This window comes from Sphingomonas sp. LC-1 (genome assembly GCF_025371035.1).
GTDB classification, from domain to species: Bacteria; Pseudomonadota; Alphaproteobacteria; order Sphingomonadales; family Sphingomonadaceae; genus Sphingomonas; species Sphingomonas sanguinis_E.
Genome location: NZ_JANZXB010000001.1, coordinates 133,002 through 148,417, shown reverse-complemented (window position 1 = coordinate 148,417; position 15,416 = coordinate 133,002). Strand labels below are relative to the sequence as shown.

General features: G+C 64.9%; 15 protein-coding genes and 1 tRNA gene. 7 read left to right on the top strand and 9 right to left on the bottom strand.

From position 1 onward, the window contains the following. Positions 1–141 precede the first annotated feature (141 nt). The 4 genes from NZL82_RS00665 to NZL82_RS00650 form a co-directional block, all read right to left on the bottom strand. Positions 142–498 carry a hypothetical protein gene (locus NZL82_RS00665; RefSeq protein ID WP_261267855.1) on the bottom strand — a complete coding sequence of 119 codons (357 nt, stop codon included), beginning with the start codon at positions 496–498 and terminating at the stop codon, positions 142–144. Between the two features lie 137 nt (positions 499–635). Continuing rightward, positions 636–711, bottom strand: a tRNA-Ile gene (locus NZL82_RS00660). Between the two features lie 145 nt (positions 712–856). After that, positions 857–1,123, bottom strand: coding sequence for a hypothetical protein (locus NZL82_RS00655; protein WP_261267854.1), 267 nt, complete (start codon positions 1,121–1,123; stop codon positions 857–859). Between the two features lie 192 nt (positions 1,124–1,315). Continuing rightward, on the bottom strand, positions 1,316–2,713 hold the full coding sequence (locus NZL82_RS00650; RefSeq protein WP_261267853.1) for a M20/M25/M40 family metallo-hydrolase: 1,398 nt from the start codon (positions 2,711–2,713) through the stop codon (positions 1,316–1,318). A gap of 106 nt (positions 2,714–2,819) precedes the next feature. Here NZL82_RS00650 and ettA point away from each other — a divergent pair, with 106 nt between their 5' ends. Together ettA and NZL82_RS00640 are read left to right on the top strand one after the other, a co-directional pair. Then, the gene (gene ettA, locus NZL82_RS00645) at positions 2,820–4,499 is read left to right on the top strand and encodes an energy-dependent translational throttle protein EttA (protein WP_261267852.1); all 1,680 of its coding nucleotides are present in this window, start codon (positions 2,820–2,822) and stop codon (positions 4,497–4,499) included. 169 nt (positions 4,500–4,668) lie between these two features. After that, a complete protein-coding gene (locus NZL82_RS00640; RefSeq protein ID WP_261267851.1) occupies positions 4,669–5,853 on the top strand; it encodes a sensor histidine kinase in 1,185 nt (394 codons plus the stop codon). Between the two features lie 37 nt (positions 5,854–5,890). On the opposite strand, the gene NZL82_RS00635 is transcribed toward NZL82_RS00640, so the two are convergent. From NZL82_RS00635 to NZL82_RS00620, 4 genes are all read right to left on the bottom strand, one after another. Further along, positions 5,891–6,670 (bottom strand): NYN domain-containing protein, encoded by a 780-nt coding sequence (locus tag NZL82_RS00635; protein ID WP_261267850.1) that lies wholly within the window; start codon positions 6,668–6,670, stop codon positions 5,891–5,893. A gap of 26 nt (positions 6,671–6,696) precedes the next feature. Further along, entirely contained in the window at positions 6,697–7,077 is a 381-nt protein-coding gene (locus tag NZL82_RS00630) for a DoxX family protein (RefSeq protein ID WP_261267849.1), read from the bottom strand. 114 nt (positions 7,078–7,191) lie between these two features. Beyond that, on the bottom strand, positions 7,192–7,674 hold the full coding sequence (gene greB / locus NZL82_RS00625; protein WP_261267848.1) for a transcription elongation factor GreB: 483 nt from the start codon (positions 7,672–7,674) through the stop codon (positions 7,192–7,194). A gap of 31 nt (positions 7,675–7,705) precedes the next feature. Continuing rightward, a complete protein-coding gene (locus tag NZL82_RS00620; protein WP_261267847.1) occupies positions 7,706–9,715 on the bottom strand; it encodes a lytic transglycosylase domain-containing protein in 2,010 nt (669 codons plus the stop codon). A gap of 91 nt (positions 9,716–9,806) precedes the next feature. On the opposite strand from NZL82_RS00620, the gene dapA reads away from it, so the two are divergent. After that, positions 9,807–10,706: a 4-hydroxy-tetrahydrodipicolinate synthase gene (gene dapA, locus NZL82_RS00615; RefSeq protein ID WP_261267846.1), complete on the top strand. Its 900-nt coding sequence runs from the start codon at positions 9,807–9,809 to the stop codon at positions 10,704–10,706. 81 nt (positions 10,707–10,787) lie between these two features. Beyond that, a complete protein-coding gene (locus NZL82_RS00610; RefSeq protein ID WP_261267845.1) occupies positions 10,788–11,120 on the top strand; it encodes a hypothetical protein in 333 nt (110 codons plus the stop codon). Between the two features lie 10 nt (positions 11,121–11,130). Here the strand turns inward: NZL82_RS00610 and NZL82_RS00605 are convergent, their stop codons facing one another. Continuing rightward, complete coding sequence (locus NZL82_RS00605; RefSeq protein WP_261267844.1) at positions 11,131–12,021, bottom strand: endo alpha-1,4 polygalactosaminidase; 891 nt, start codon at positions 12,019–12,021, stop codon at positions 11,131–11,133. Positions 12,022–12,163: 142 nt separating this feature from the next. Here NZL82_RS00605 and smpB point away from each other — a divergent pair, with 142 nt between their 5' ends. The 3 genes from smpB (at position 12,164) to NZL82_RS00590 (ending at position 15,371) form a co-directional block, all read left to right on the top strand. Next, entirely contained in the window at positions 12,164–12,643 is a 480-nt protein-coding gene (gene smpB, locus NZL82_RS00600) for an SsrA-binding protein SmpB (protein WP_261267843.1), read from the top strand. Positions 12,644–12,663: 20 nt separating this feature from the next. Beyond that, entirely contained in the window at positions 12,664–13,218 is a 555-nt protein-coding gene (locus NZL82_RS00595; protein ID WP_261267842.1) for a DUF2062 domain-containing protein, read from the top strand. A 95-nt stretch (positions 13,219–13,313) separates the two neighbouring features. Continuing rightward, the gene (locus tag NZL82_RS00590) at positions 13,314–15,371 is read left to right on the top strand and encodes a M13 family metallopeptidase (RefSeq protein WP_261267841.1); all 2,058 of its coding nucleotides are present in this window, start codon (positions 13,314–13,316) and stop codon (positions 15,369–15,371) included. The last annotated feature ends 45 nt before the right edge of the window (positions 15,372–15,416 follow it).

Genomic DNA, 15,416 nt, shown 5'->3' with positions numbered 1-15,416 from the left:
GGTCCGAAACCCACCCCTATGGTTGGCGGCGCGGAAGTGACGTCTGAATAGCCATTCTAAGTCGCCCAGTCATACTAACGGAATATGCGCGCTGGCGAGAACCGAGATGTCCGTGTTTGGGCGGAAGCGGACATTAGCCCTTCACGAGAAACCGCAGATCTGGCCCGAAAAGCAGGCGAGAGAGGCAACCAGGTGCGCTGCTGCGGCAAAGAAAACGACTCGATCGGTCTTCAGAACCACAGCCCGCCCGACCAGTGCACCGTACAGCGGAAATTCAAGCAACCCCGCACCGATAGCGATAGGCCCGATCCCTCCCTCAAAACGCGTGAGGAGCATAGAGAAAGGGAACAGCACGTGTGCCGCGACATAGGTGCCGTGTCCGGCGCCACCAGACATGACGGCCGCGAGGATTGCGGGAGCGGTGATGACGGCGCCTATGCCGGCTCCCATCAATGTGCCGAGCGTAGTCCGGCCGGCTATCGAGTTGGACTGATACATCAGCGCAAATTGCTTCAGCGCGTCAACATCCGCAATTGGCGCCAGGCGCCTAAGCCCTACCGGCGTGGCGCATAGTAGTCCCGGTTAGACAATCAACCAAAGTAAAACCTGCATTTACAATGGCTTATGGAAATTTTTGGTGGGCCCGGCAGGACTCGAACCCGCAACCTAGCCGTTATGAGCGGCCAGCTCTAACCATTGAGCTACAGGCCCCACCGGGAATGTCCGTAGCGTGACGACACGCGGCTTCGCAACGGGGGAATTGCGTATCGGACAAAAGAAAAAGGGCACCTTCGCGAAGAAGGTGCCCTTTTCCGACAAACAGTCTGTGCTTCGGACCCGAAGGTCCGAGGCGACATTACTGCATGTTGTCAGCCTTGGCGTCGGCAGCGTCACGGACGTTGTCGGCGGCGGCGTTCATGTTGTCAGCAGCGTTCTCGAGCGTCGCAGCAGCGGCGGTGTTCGAGGTGTTGTCGGCAACCGCTTCAAGGTTGTCGGCCTGCATTTCCATGTTGTCAGCCAGCATGTCCGCGTTGTTTTCAACAGCGGCCGCTTCCGGCGACTTCGTGCAGGCGGCCACGGACATCAGGCCGGCGGCAGCGAGAACAAAGGCAATCTTCTTCATTCGAATGCTCCCAAGCATAGCAATCATCGCGGCCGACCCGAATGCCGTCGCGAAGCGGCTCAAATAACGCGCGGTTCATCGCGGTCAATCCGCAAAATTCACATCGCGGCAAGGTTCGCGACGAACCGATGGCACGGATCGGGCTTTTTCAAGGCGTTGGGGTTACCAAAACGTTACCGCCAATCCGAAGGGTCATCGCGGTGTCACCGGCCCGATCGCCTCCGGCGCATTGGCCACGACCGCCAGCATCGCGGTCCACGCCGCCACATTCTGCCGCAGTGCCGCCGGATCGACGCGGTCGAGGACATCGTCGGGGGTGTGATGCGTGTCGAAATAATCCCAACCCGACTGGTTCAGGTCGATCGCGCCGGTTCCAAGCTTCAGCGTCGGGCCGATGTCGGTGCCGTCGCCGCCCACGCCGCTACCGCGTGCGATACCCAGCGGCGCGAGCGCGGTCTGGAGCCGGTCGGCGACGGGTTTGGCCGTGTCGGGCAGATTGACCTCGAAGCGCCAGACGCGGTCCGCGCCGAAATCGCTCTCCGATGCGGTCGCGTGACGTTCACCGGCATGCGCCTTGGCATAGGCCGCGCCGCCCATGCCGCCGACTTCCTCGGCACCGAACCAGACGACGCGGATCGTGCGACGCGGGGTGCCAGCGTCCATGATGCGCTTGGCGGCAGCGGTGGTGATCGCCAAGCCGCTGGCATCGTCGATCGCGCCGGTGCCCAGATCCCAGCTATCGAGGTGACCGCCAACCAGGACGATGCCCGCCGAGGGATCGCTGCCGGGCACTTCGGCAATGACATTGCCCGATTCGCCGATTCCGACCATGCGCGGGGTGAGGATCAGCTTCATCCGCACCGGGCCGCCGCGGCTTGCGATTCGCTCCAGCTGTTCGGCGTCGGGAACCGACAGGGCGGCGGCGGGGATCGGCTTCACGCCCTCGGGGAAGTTGGTGGTGCCGGTGTGCGGGAAGCGATGATGGTCGGTGCCGATCGAACGGATGACGATCGCGACGGCCCCCCGCCGTGCCGCCAGGGCCGGGCCGGTGAAGCGCGCGGTGCCATAGGCGCCATAACCCGATCCGTCCTGGGTACGGGGCATGGCGTTGCCGATATAGACGATCCGTCCCTTGATCGCGCTATCCGGCGCCGACTGGAAGGCGGCCATGCTCGGAAAGACCGCGACCTCGGCGGTCAGCCCGGCGGGCGGGGTGGCCCCCGAATTGCCCAGCGCGGCCAGGGTCAGCTTCTGCGGAAAGGGGGCGAGGATCTCGGCGCTTTCCGCGCCGCGTTCCCACACCGGCATCCGATAGGGCTCGATCCGCACATTCCGGAACCCCAGCGCGGTCAGCCGCTTGACCGCCCAGTCGCGTGCGCGCGCTTCGGCTTCGGTGCCGGCCAGACGCTGGCCGACTTCGGTGGTCATCCCCTCGACAATGTCCCAGGCGACCGTGTCGGTCAGTGCGGCATCCCGCAGGCGTTCCACCTTCGGCGCGACCACGGCGGGCATGGGTGGCGGCGTGCGTTGTGCCAGAACGGGAGAGGAAAGGGCGGTGGCGGCCAGCGCCGCTAGGACAAATCGCTTCATGGGTGCGACTGTTGCCCAGCCGGTCCCGTTTGCCAACCGCTCGCCCACAGACTACATGGGCGGGAAATATCCAACAGTCGCAAAAAGCACGGAGCCCCGCGCCGCCATGGCCGTCCAATATACCTATGTGATGAAGGGTCTGACCAAGACCTTCCCCGGCGCCAACAAGCCTGTCCTCAACAACATCCACCTTCAGTTCCTGCCGAGCGCGAAGATCGCGATCATCGGCCCCAACGGCGCGGGCAAGTCCACGCTGATGAAGGTGATGGCGGGCATGGACACCGACTTCACCGGCGAAGCCTGGGCCGCCGAGGGCGTCCGCGTCGGTTATCTGGCGCAGGAGCCGCAACTGGACCCGTCGAAGGACGTGATGGGCAACGTCAAGGACGGCGTGCGCCCGGTCGCCGACCTGGTCGATCGCTTCAACGCCATCTCCGCTGAGATGGGCGATCCCAAGGACGACACCGATTTCGACGCCCTGATGGAAGAGATGGGCGAGCTTCAGGCCAAGATCGATGCGGTCGATGGCTGGGCGCTCGACAGCCAACTGGAGCAGGCGATGGAAGCGCTGCGCTGCCCGCCGGGTGACGCGGACGTCACCCGCCTGTCGGGCGGTGAGAAGCGTCGCGTGGCGCTGTGCAAGCTGCTCCTCGAAAAGCCCGACGTGCTGCTGCTCGACGAACCGACCAACCACCTCGACGCCGAAAGCGTGTCGTGGCTGGAAAATTACCTCAAGGAATATGCGGGTAACGTCATCCTCGTCACCCACGATCGCTACTTCCTCGACAATGTCGTGAACTGGGTGCTCGAGCTGGATCGTGGCCGCTACTACACCTACGAATCCAACTATTCCGGCTATCTGGAAAAGAAGGCCAAGCGCCTCGAGCAGGAAGAGCGCGACGAGGCGGGAAAGCAGAAGGCGATTGCCGACGAGCTGGCCTGGATGCGTCAGACGCCCAAGGCCCGCCAGACCAAGTCGAAGGCGCGTATCCGCGCGTTCGAGGAGCTGATGGAGAAGCAGGAGAACCGCGTCGCGGGCAAGGCGCAGATCCTGATCCAGATCCCCGAGCGCCTGGGCGGCAAGGTGATCGAGGCCAAGGGGCTGACCAAGTCCTATGGCGACAAGCTGCTGTTCGAGAATCTCGACTTCATGCTGCCGCCGGGCGGCATCGTCGGCGTGATCGGGCCGAACGGCGCGGGCAAGTCGACGCTGTTCAAGCTGATCACCGGGCAGGAACAGCCCGATGCGGGCACGATCGAGATCGGCTCGACCGTCAAGCTCGGCTATGTCGACCAGAGCCGCGACGACCTCGACCCCAACAAGAATGTCTGGCAGGAAATCTCCGACGAACTGGAGGTCTTCCGCTTCGGCAAGCAGGAACTGGGCACGCGCGCCTATGTCGGCGCGTTCAACTTCCGCGGACCCGACCAGCAGAAGAAGGTCGGCCAGCTGTCGGGCGGTGAGCGCAACCGCGTCCACATGGCCAAGATGCTAAAGGAGGGCGGCAATGTCCTGCTGCTCGACGAACCGACCAACGACCTCGACGTGGAAACGCTGCGTGCGCTCGAAGAGGCGCTGGAGACGTTCGCGGGCTGCGCCGTGGTCATCAGCCACGATCGCTTCTTCCTCGATCGCCTCTGCACCCACATCCTGGCGTTCGAGGGCGACAGCCATGTCGAATGGTTTGAGGGCAATTACGAATCCTACGAAGAGGACAAGCGCCGCCGCATGGGCGATGCCGCCGATCGTCCGACCCGTCTGGCGTACAAGAAGCTGACCCGCTGATCCGCAGCTTTATGAATGAAGGAAACGCCCTTTCCGAGCGATCGGGGAGGGCGTTTTCATATCCGTCCCGGACCGGCTTTCCGCAAATGCGACGGGGCCGGGTTTAAATCGATTAATCAATTCCCTATTCTTCAACGCGAGGGCGAGGATATTAGGGGTTCGATAGCGAATGGCGGTGGTGGAACAGGCGCAAGGCGAGGATCAGGAAATCGCCGGCGCGGGACAGTTGCATTATCGCCTGCGGCAACAATCGGTCCTCGCGGCGTTCGGGATCGAGGCGCTGCGTGCGCGCGACCTGGACCCGATGCTGCAACGCGCGACGGAATTATGTGCCGAGGGCATGCGCTCGCGCTACTGCAAATTCCTGGAATACCGGTCCGATCGCGAAACCCTGTTGGTGCGCAACGGCGTGGGCTGGGGCCCCGGTGTGGTGGGATCGACCGAGATGCGAACCGATATGGGCTCGCCAGCCGGCTTCGCGCTTCAGACGGGGCAGGGGGTCATCTCCAACCATCTCGATCAGGAAGAGCGGTTCCGCACGCCGCAATTCATGACCGATCATCATATCCGCCGCGCGATCAACGTTCTGGTCGAAGCGTCGGGCCAGCGTTACGGCGTGCTGGAAGTCGACAGCCCTGACGAGGGGCGATTCGAGGAGGCCGATCTGGCCTTCATGCAGGGTTTTGCCAATCTGATCGGCGTCGCGATCGAACGGCAGGAGGCCGAGCGGCGTCTGGCCGAGGCGGTGGAGCATCAGCAACTGCTGACCCGCGAGGCAAGCCACCGGGTCAAGAACAGTCTCGCGCTCGTGTCGGCGATGCTCAACCTGCAAAAGCAGGAGGATGACGATCCCCGTGTCCTGCGAATGCTGAACGACGCGCAGGCGCGGATCACCGCCATCGCCCAGACGCACGATCAACTCTGGCGTGGCGAGCGGGTGGGGATCGTCTCGCTCGACGATCTCGCCTGCGGCATCGCCGAGCAACTGGCGCAACAGGCGCAGAACCATCAGGTTCACTGCGATATCGAGGCGATCGAGATGAACGCCGATACCGCCATCCCGATCGGGCTGATGCTGACCGAGCTGCTGACCAACGCGATCAAATATGCCTATGATGAAGCGGGCGGCACGATCGACGTGTCGCTGCACGCGCGGGACGGGCACATCGTCCTGTCGGTGCGCGACCGGGGGCGTGGCCTTCCCGCCGATTTCGACATGAAGGCGGCATCGCGGCATAGCCTCGGGATGCGGATGATCGCCAGCCTGGCGCGTCAGTTGCGTGGTGAGGTTCGGTTCGACGACGCGGCACCGGGCACTTGTGCGACGCTGACCATGCCCGATCCGAGGGATTAGGAAACTCCTCCCCTTGCAGGGGAGGAAAGGCCCATGGTCACCGCACCCGCTTGACGAAGGTCCGGCCGTCCTCGCGCCGTTCGGTCTGGAAATTGGGGACCGCTTCGATCAGGTCGGACAGGCGCTTGAACCCGTAATTACGTGTGTCGAAGCTCGACCGATTGCCCGCCAGCTGCCCCATTGCCGACAGGCTGGCGAAACCGCGCTCGTCGCGCTTCACGCTATTATAGGCATCGACCAGCAGCTTGAGCAGTTCCTCGTCGATCGGGCGGGGCGTGCCGGCGGTCCGCTTGGTCTGTTCGATTGGCGGCGGGAGCGAATCGGCCAGCGGAACATCGGTGGCCGTCGGTTTGCCTATGGCCGCGGGCCGTGCCGCTTCTCCGATCAGCGCGCCGACATCGATGAAGCGGCTGCACGCCTGTTTGAACGCCTCTGGCGTGCGGCTGTTGCCGAAACCGTAGACGGGAAACCCGTCCTGCCGGATGCGGGTCGCCAGCGGCATGAAGTCGCTGTCGGACGACATGATGCCGAAGCCGTCGATCCGCCCACGGAACAGAAGGTCCATCGCATCGATGGTCATCTTCATGTCGGTGGCGTTCTTGCCCTTGGTCAAATCGAACTGCTGCTGCGGCTCGATGCCATGCTTGACCATGACGTCACGCCAGCCCTTCAGCCCGGGCTTGGACCAGTTGCCATAGGCGCGCCGTACATTGACCGTGCCCAGCTCGGCCAGAACGGTCAGAACGGGGTCGATGGCCGCCGACTGGGCATTGTCGGCGTCGATGAGCAGCGCGATGTTGCGGGTGAGGGCGTTCATGCCGCCCTCGCTATCAGAGCCGGCGATCAGCCGCCACGGCGCATTGCATCGACGCCGATCGAACCGCCGCCCGCCGCCGCGAGATACAGGAAGGCGAAGCAGTAGAGGATCGCCGCTTCACCGCCATTGGCCAGCGGCAGGAAGCCCTGGGGCGCATGAGCCATGAAATAGGCGACCGCCATCTGACCGGAAAGCAGAAAGGCCACCGGCCGGGTGAACAGGCCGATCAGCAGCAACGCGCCGCCGGCCAGTTCCAACACGCCCGCCGCCGTCAGCAACGGGTTGAGCGGCATCGGAAAGGGCGGAAGGCCGAAGAATTTCGAGACGCCGTGCGCCAGGAACATCATGCCGAAAACGGCGCGGAACAGCGACAGGAGAGGCGCGGAAAAGTGGGCAGGAATGGGCATGATCGACCCTCGTTGACAAAGGGCTGCGACAATCGCCGTCCCTGGAAACCCCATCTTGCCAACAGCCTGATCCACAACAAGAACCGGGTGCGAAACGAACCGTTGCGAATGCGGTTACGGATCGGGATAGGCGATCGCCATCACTTCATATTCCCGCTCCCCCGCGGGCAGGGTCACCCGCCGCAAATCGCCGACCGATGCTCCGCGCAGCGCCCGGACCAGAGGGGCGTTCCAGCCGACACGACCCTTGCCCGCATCCGCCTCGTCATCGCCGACCAGTGTCAGGACGCGCTCATTGTCGTCCTCATCGGCGATGGTCACGGTCGCGCCGAACCATATCTTGCTGCGGTCTTCCTGGCGCGCGGGGTCGATGACCTTGGCGGCCTTCATCCGCTTGGACAGCCAGCCCAGCCGCCGGTCGATCTCGCGCAGGCGCTTGCGACCATAGATATAGTCGCCATTCTCCGAACGATCGCCATTGCCCGCCGCCCAGGCGATCGTATCGACCAGCTTGGGCCGCTCGACCGCGAACAATGCCTCATATTCCTGTCGCAGCGCGGCGTAACCGGCGGGCGTGATATAGTTGGGACGATCCATCGCCCCCCCTCTATTCCCTATGCCGCCGCGATCAACCCGGCCGCGACGACTTGCCCAGATACCAGCTGAGCGGCGCCGGTCCCCGGCTGGTGGCGCGGGCGGGGTTCATCAGGTCATAGACGACCGCATTCTCCAGCACGCGCTGAACGTAATTGCGCGTTTCCATATACGGGATCGCCTCGATCCAATCGACGATGTCGACCGCGCCGGTCCGAGGATCGCCATTCAGCCGCAGCCATTTGTTCACATTGCCACCGCCGGCATTATAGGCCGCGATGGCAAGCGGATAGCTGCCGAAATTATTGCGAATCCGCTCGAAATAGCTCGCGCCCAACTGGATCGACAGGTTGGGATCGGTGGTCAGCGATGCGGGCGAGTAAGCCAGGCCGATCTTGCCCGACTGTTCGGTGGCGGTGGCGGGCATCAACTGCATCAGTCCGCGCGCGCCCGCATGGCTGACGGCCGCGCGGTCGAACTGGCTCTCCTGCCGCGCGATCGCATGGATGATCGTCCAGCTCGATTCATAGCCCGACGGTACCGGCACGACCGGGAAGCCGGCGGCCGAATAGTCGGTCAGCCCGTTCTGCATCGCGCTGCGCCCGACCATCACCGCCAGATCGGGGCGGTTGATCGTCCGCGACAGATCGGCGGCGATAAGATGATCGCTCTCGCTTTCGGCATCGGCGGCGATCTGGCGGACGAACGCGCTCTGATCCTGCCACTGGCCGATCTGCCCCAGGAACTTGGCGGCGCGCACGGTCTCGCGGGCGTCGAATGCGGCGCGGGTGGCAGGAGGAACGTTGGTCGCGGCGATGGCGGGCGGCGCGACCAGCGGGCGGCCGGTGCGCTCCAATGCCAGCTGGCCATAGAACTGGTCGCGATACTGCGCCGCGCGGGCATAGAAGCCGGCGGCGTCGGTGGAACGCCCGGCCGCCTCGGCCGCGCGACCCGCCCAGTAAAAGCCCTTGGCGCGCGTCTGCGGCGACTGGCTGCCACGACCATAGCGGTCGAACAGGGTCATCGCATCGGCAGGCCTGGCCAGCTTCATCGCGCTCTGCCCCGCCAGCCAGACCAGGCTGGTATAATCGTCGCGCTCGCCATAAGCTTTGGTCGAGACGTCGGTCCCCGCCGGATAGGCATCGTCCACCTGGCGAGCGATGTCATAGGCGGTCTGAAGCTGGTTGTCGGACGCCGCGGCGCGGGCGTTGACGAGCAGCGCCTCATAGAATTTCTCGACATTGCCGGGCCGCACGGTCAATTGGCGCGTCCGTGCGAGCCAGGACCGCGCGGTCAGGCTGTCGCCCGTGTCGCGCAGCCACATGGCCCGGTCGGCGACATAGCCGGCATCATTGGCGTAGAGTTCGGCGGTCGAGGCGGACAGGCTGGCCGCGTCCGCCGATTTGGTGCGGAAGGCGAGGCGGGCCGCGAAGACCGGCCGCCGCGCGGCGCTCGTATAGCCGAGCTGGCGCGCCGCCGCGCTGGTCTGTCCGCTCCACAGCAGCGAGTCCATCCGCGCGTCGTGATCCTCGGGCGTCAGCGAGGAAGCGAAGGTCGACATGACCAGCGCTTCGTCGGTCGGTGACAGGGTGCCGCGTCGCCAGGCCGTGCGCGCCGCCTGTGCCGCTTCGCCGGGCGCTCCGGTGGCGAGCAGGGCGCGGGCATAGGCGACGCCGCCCGCCGCCGACAATGGCGGATAGCGTCGGAAATAGGCGACGATGCTCGACGGTGCGGCGGTGAAGTTCGCCGCCTGCCGTTCGGCGGCGCGGCGGTTGCCCGCCTCGCCCGGCCAGCCGGGATGCGCCATCAGGAAGCCGGCATAGCTGTCGAAGGGCAGCGAATCGGTCTGTTGCAGCGCGCGCCACTGCGCCAGCGCCGCGGCGATCGCGCCGTCGGCGGCGCTGGGCATTCCCTGGGTGCTTTGGCTGGGGCTCATATTCGCCATCTGGGTGCGATAGCGGTCGAGCTGATCCTGCCCGCCCGAGGAGACCATGGTGCCCGCCAGTGTCGCGAGGATCGCCCCCGCCTTCGTCAATGCCATCATAGTGGACAGGATAGGGACTCTACCCGTACATGTCCTGAACAAATTCCCTTATCCGCGCGAATTTCGGCGCAGCAGGAGCGCATTTCCTCTCATGTTTTCAGGGTCCATTCCGGCGCTTGTGACGCCGTTCGACGATCAGGGCGATCATGTCGGCGGAGCATTTGACGAGGCGAAATTCCGGGATTTCGTCGAATGGCAGATTGCCGAGGGTTCGTCGGCGCTGGTCGCGTGCGGCACGACGGGCGAGGCGGCGACCATGCCCAAGGACGAGCATTTCCACGTCGTGCGCGTCTGCGTCGACCAGGCACGCGGCCGGGTGCCGGTGATCGCGGGTGCGGGGTCCAACGACACCATCGTCGCGATCGAGAATATGAAGGCAGCGCAACAGGCCGGTGCGGATGCCGCCCTGATGGTTCCGCCTTATTATAACCGCCCGAGCCAGGAGGGGATCGCCCGCCACTTCGCCGAACTGGCCAAGGACGCGCCGCTGCCCATCGTGCTGTACAATGTGCCGGGCCGCACGGTGACCGACATCCAGCCCGCGACGCTGATCCGCATCGTCCAATCCGCGCCCGAGGTCTTTGTCGGCGTCAAGGATGCCAGCGGTGTGCTGGCCCGCGTGTCGCATCATCGCGGCGCGCTGGGCGCCGATTTTTGCCAGCTTTCGGGCAATGACGATCTGTCGCTCGCCTTCAACGCGATGGGCGGGGTCGGTTGCATCTCGGTGACCGCCAATGTCGCGCCGCGCCTGTGCGCCGAGTTCCAGGCGGCCTGTGCGAACGGAGACATGGCGCGTGCATTGGAATTGCACGACCGGCTCTTCCCGCTCCACGAGGCGATGTTCGCCGATGCATCGCCGGGGCCGGTGAAATATGCGCTCAGCCGGATTTTGCCGCATTTCCCGGTCGGCGTTCGCCTGCCGATGACGTGGCCGTCCGAGGCGGCTCGGGCCCAGGTCGATGCCGCGCTGGCCCATGCCGGACTGATCTGAAGCCGGCCCCGCTTCCGCCGCATTCCTGATCCAGCATCGGCGTCGCCCGCCGGTCGGGGGGGCGCGCAGGGAGACGGGCCGATGTGGATGGTCGTGATGATCGCGTTGCAGTCTGGCGCGGTGGCAGGGCCCGTCTTGCCCAAGCCGCGCCAGCCCGCCACCGCACGGCGTTGCCCCGTGGCGGAGGATGGCGGAAGCGACGATGTGATCGTCTGCGCCAAGCCGTCGGATGCGTATCGTATCCCCAGCGTGCGCGATTACTCCTCGCCGCTGACCTTGCCCCAGGCGCGGACCGACATTCCGGGCGTCGGCACGCTGTCGGCCGAGACCGAGCAGGGCTCGGTCGGCGGCTTCGTCAGCAACCGGGCGATGGTTCGCCTGAAGATCCCGCTGGGCGGTCGTCGCAAGGAATGAGGTGCAGCCGTCAGTCGCAACTGAAGCGATAGCTGTCGTCCAGCTTCACCGCGAGCACCAGCGTGCGCACCCCCTGATTGCGGGAGGCGGCGCACAGGGCGTCCCGTGCGCCCCCACTGTCGTTGCGATAGCGCTGGGCGTATTCGGCGACGAACACCGGCTTTCCGGCGTCGAGAAACACCGAATAGCCCGCACACTCGGCATATTCATGGCATTGCTCGTTCACCGCGAAGTCGAAGGCGGGTTGCAGGACGGCCAATTGGTCGAGGTCGTTCTTCAACCCGATCGCTAGCCCGCGCGCATGTGCCTGCGTGGCGAGGAAGCGGTTATAGTCGAGCTGCATCGCGGCGGTCAGGCCCAGCCCGTTGTCGTTCGCATAGCCATCGACATTGTCGGGCTCGACCGCGTCGCACCCCTTGCTCCGCGCCAGATCGAGGCGGGCTGTCATGACCTTCCGCACCGACGCCGAATCGATCCGGAGCCAGCGCTCGCCAGCCCATCCGTCCAGCGCCCTGCCGCGATCGCCGGATGCGAACTGGCCATCATCGGGCCGCCAATCCTCCGAACTGCCGGCCGAGAAATAGCAGATGACCTTTCGGCCCTGACGATGCAGATCGGCGATGGTCGCGGCGTTCGTATCGAACAGGTCGATGTCATAGGCGGCGACGGCATAGCCGGTGTTCAGCGGACCGCTCAATTGCCACTGCCAGCTCGTCGCCCGGTCGGGACGCCACCAGGTCGCCGCGGAAGCGCCCGCCGTCGGAGAGGGCGAGGGCTGCGGCGTCGGGCTGGCGGAGACGATCGGGGCCGCAGCCGCATCGTCCCCCGCGCCGCCGCCGCCGCAAGCGGTCGCCATCGTCATCGCGATACAGGGCATGGCCCAGCGGAATATGCACGTCATGCCCATCGCGGCTGCTCTGTAGCAAAGCGGCAGTGCTTGCCAGCCCCGGCGGCCCTGGCGGGAAGGGCAAAGGTCGGAAACGGGACAATGGCGACGGCAGCGGCTTTTCATGCGCGGTCCAAGCGCCTACATCGACGCGTCCATGCGCCCGAAACCCCAAACCTTCGACAAGAAGAAGATCGTCGCCGAGAACCGGCGTGCCCGATTCGATTATGCGATCGAGACGACCTATGAGGCCGGTATCGCCCTGACCGGGACCGAGGTGAAGTCCCTTCGCTTCGGCGAGGGTTCGATCGCCGAGGCCTATGCCGAGGTTCGCGGCGAGGAGGTGTGGCTGGTCAATTCCAACGTTCCGGAATTCAGCCATGGTAACCGCTTCAACCACGAGGCGAAGCGCCCGCGTAAATTGCTCCTTCATGAGCGCGAGATAAACAAGCTGCACGGAGCGGTGGCGCGTGAGGGCATGACCCTGGTGCCGCTGATGATCTATTTCAACTCGCGCGGTCGCGCGAAGGTGGAACTGGCGTTGGCGAAGGGCAAGAAGGCGCACGACAAACGCGATGCGATCAAGGAACGCGATTGGAAGCGTGAGCAGGGCCGTATCCTGCGCGATCGCGGCTGATGGCCTCGGCTGCGCCCACCATGTGGGGCCGCTCTCTGGCCTGGGTCCGGCGCAATATGCCGACCCGCGATTCGATGGAGAAGAACCGGCTGTTGCGGCCGGTCGCGCACCGCGTGCTGGCACCCGAATTGTGGCGCTTCACCCGGCGATCGGTGCCGCGCGGCGTCGCGCTGGGCGTGGTGGCGGGGTTTCTGTTCCCGGTGGCGCAGATCGCGATCGCTGCGGTCTTCGCGCTGCCCTTTCGCGCCAATGTGCCCGTCGCGGCACTGACCACCTTCATCACCAACCCGCTGACCACGCCGATATTGTGGCTGATCGCCTATCGCATCGGCACCTTCCTGCTGCGGAGCGAGACGCCGCTCAATACCCAGCCGGTGGCCGAGGCCGCGACCGGATGGCTGCAATGGGCGCTCAGCGCCTTTCACTGGCTTTGGGAGCAGGGACCCGCCTTCGGCCTGGGGCTGTGCGTGCTGACCGCATCCTGCGCGGTGATCGGCTATGCCGGATCGGCGCTGGGATGGCGGCTATGGATCGCGCGCAAATGGCGTAACCGACGGAAAAGCGCGGCAATCTGATAGCGGTATCGCGGTTTGACGTGACTTTCTAACGGTTTGACTGGGCGTATCGGCTCGCTACAACAGTCGCATCCATCTCCTTTTCGGGAATTCAGATGCGCTCTCTGCTGATCGCCGCTCTTCTTACGACCGCCATTTCCCCCGTCATGGCCCAGACTGCGAACCCCGTCGACAAGGCCGCTGTCGGCCCGGTCAAGCCCAACGCCAAGAACGGTCCCGAAATCGGGGATTTCGGTTTCGACATGGCGGGCCGCGATACGGCGGTGAAGCCGGGCGACGACTTTTTCGATTATTCGAACGGCACCTGGTATAAGAGCACGACGATCCCCGCCGATCGCTCGTCCTACGGCATGTTCCATGTCCTTCAGGATCGCTCGCTGGAGCAGACCCGCACGATTCTGGACGAGGCGACCAAGCAGCCGGGCAACAAGGCGGGCGACTTCTACGCCAGCTTCATGGACGAGGCCGCCGTCAATGCGAAGGGGGCGACCCCGGTCAAGCCGTGGCTGAGCGCCATCAAGGCGACCAAGAGCCGCGACGCGCTGGCGATCGAGATGGCCAAGCTTCAACGGCAGGGCGTCGGCTCGCCGTTCGGCGTCTATATCGGTCAGGACGACAAGGCCCCCGACACCTATATTCCGAACTTCGGCCAGAGCGGTCTGGGTCTGCCCGACCGCGACTATTATCTGAAGGACGATGCCAAGCTGGCGACGATCCGCACCGCCTATCAGGCCTATCTCGCACGGATGCTGACGCTGGCGGGCGAGCCGAATGCCGAGGCGCGCGCGGCGGCGGTGTTCAATTTCGAAAAGGCGATGGCGAACGTCCATTGGACCCGGATCGAAAGCCGCGACGCGGACAAGACCTATAACAAGTGGCTGGCATCGGACTTCGCCGCCAAGGCGCCGGGCTTCCCCTGGGCGCAATATATGCAGACGCTGGGCGTCGCGGGCCGCCCCGCCTATCTGGTGGCCCAGCCGAGCGCGATCACCGGCGAAGCCAAGCTGTATAGCGAGACGCCGCTGAACGTCCTTCAGGACTATGCGATGCTCAAGGTGCTGCGCAGCTATGCGGGTTATCTGTCGAGCGATTTCGACAAGACCAACTTCGCCTTTTACGGCACCACCCTGTCGGGTACGCCGCAGCAGCAGGCGCGGTGGAAGCGGGGTGTGAACCTCGTGTCCGACGGTCTGGGCGAGGAAGTCGGCAAGCAATATGTCGCCAAATATTTCCCGCCCGAATCGAAGGCCGCCGCCGACGCGCTGGTCAAGAATCTGATCGCCGCAATGGGCGACCGGCTGCGCAATCTGGAATGGATGGCGCCCGAGACCAAGCAGAAGGCGCTGGCCAAACTGGCCGCCTTCACGCCCAAGATCGGCTATCCCGACAAGTGGAAGGATTATTCCGCGCTGACCATTCAGCGGGGCGATCTGGTCGGCAATGTCGCGCGCGCCAATGCCTTCGAGTTCCAGCGTGACCTGAACAAGCTGGGCCAGCCGATCGATCGCGGCGAATGGTTCATGACGCCGATGACGATCAACGCCTATGCCAACCCGCCGATGAACGAGATCGTGTTCCCGGCGGCGATCCTCCAGCCGCCCTTCTTCGATCCCAAGGCCGATCCGGCGGTCAATTATGGCGGTATCGGCGCGGTGATCGGGCATGAGATCAGCCACCATTTCGACGATCAGGGTCGCAAATACGACGCGACCGGCAAGCTGACCGACTGGTGGACCGAGCAGGACGTGGCGCGGTTCAAGACCTTCACCGACAAGCTGGTGAAGCAATATGACGGGTATGAGCCGCTGGCGGGCCAGCATGTTCAGGGCGAATTGACGCTCGGCGAGAATATCGCCGACCTGGCGGGGCTGACCGTCGCGCTCGATGCCTATCACAAGTCGCTGGGCGGCAAGCCCGCGCCGGTGATCGACGGCACGACCGGCGACCAGCGCTTCTATTATGGCTGGGCGCAGGTGTGGCGGACCAAGTGGCGTGAACCGGCGCTGCGCCAGGCGCTGCTCTCGGACCCGCATTCGCCGGGGCATGAGCGGGTGCTGACCGTGCGCAACCTCGATCCCTGGTATGCGGCGTTCAAGGTCCAGCCGACCGACAAGATGGCGCTGACGCCCGAACAGCGCGTGCGTATCTGGTAACGTTCTGTCGGGAGACGCACTCGGGCGCAGGATCGCGCTTGACCC